Source organism: Actinoplanes sp. GCM10030250 (assembly GCF_042666575.1).
GTDB lineage: Bacteria > Actinomycetota > Actinomycetes > Mycobacteriales > Micromonosporaceae > Actinoplanes.
In genome coordinates this window covers 1-1,233 of record NZ_JBHTDO010000098.1, presented here as the reverse complement: position 1 = coordinate 1,233, position 1,233 = coordinate 1, and the positions used below count along the sequence as shown (strand labels likewise).

The following is a 1,233-nucleotide window of genomic DNA, read 5'->3' as shown; positions in this document are numbered from 1 at the left end:
ACCGGGTCGGCGACACACCGGGACACGTCCGCCGGTCCGCGCTGGTGAAGGTTCACTCTCAACGGCGGTGATATTGGTCGTTGGGAGTGGGGTGGCAGGTTGGCCGAGCCGGTCAGGGCACGGCGGTTGACGCAGGACGAGGGCCGCAAGCTGCAGCAACTTGTTCGTAGAGGCAAGCATGATTCGGTCCGGGTGCGCCGGGCGTTGATCATCATGGCGTCCGCGTCCGGGACACCGGTCCCGGCGATCGCCCAGCTGATCGCGGGGCATGAGGACACCGTGCGCGACGTGATCCACGCGTTCAACGAGATCGGTCTTCGCGCGCTGGACCCTCAATGGGCGGGAGGTCGTCCCCGCCGGATCAACCACGACGATGAGGCATTCATCGTCGCGACGGCCAAGAGCCGCCCGAGCACGCTCGGGCGGCCCTTCACCTGCTGGAGCCTGCGTTAACTCGCCGACTACCTCGCCACCGACGCCGACCGGCGGGTCATCGTCGGCCGGGAACGGCTGCGGCAACTGCTGCGCGACAACGAGGTCAGCTGGCAACGGACTCGCACGTGGAAGGAGTCGAAGGACCCGGACTTCGACGCCAAACTCGACCGGATCGAGGAAGTCACCACCAAGTTCCCGACCCGCTGTTTCGCGTTTGACCAGTTCGGGCCGTTGGCGATCCGCCCGCATCACGGCCGTGGCTGGGCGGCGCAGTCGCATCCGGACCGGTTGCCGGCGACGTATCACCGCACGCACGGCATCCGCTACTTCCATGGCTGTTACAGCCTCGGCGACGACCAGCTCTGGGGCGTCAACCGGCGACGTAAAGGCGCAGATCACACCCTGTCCGCGCTGAAATCGATCCGGAAAGCACGGCCGGATGGCGCCCCGATCTACGTCATCCTGGACAACCTGTCAGCGAACAAGACCCCGATGATCCGGGCCTGGGCGGCCCGCAACAAAGTCGAACTGTGCCTCACCCCGACCAGCGCCTCCTGGGCAAACCCGATCGAGGCACAGTTCGGGCCGCTGCGCATGTTCACGATGGCCAACTCGAACCACCCGAACCACACCGTTCTGGCCCGCAAGCTGCACAAATACCTGCGCTGGCGTAACGCCAACGCCCGCCACCCCGACGTCCTGGCGGCCCAACGCCGAGAACGAGCCCGCATCCGCAGCGAACGCCAACAACGCTGGGGCCGACCCCGAACCAAGGCCGCCTGACCACTCAGACCCGGC

Annotated in this window: 1 pseudogene; it reads left to right on the top strand. The window is 66.8% G+C overall.

The window, feature by feature from the left end:
• The first annotated feature begins 99 nt into the window (after positions 1 to 99).
• Positions 100 to 1,218: pseudogene (locus ACFQV6_RS44185) on the top strand (IS630 family transposase).
• Positions 1,219 to 1,233: the final 15 nt, after the last annotated feature.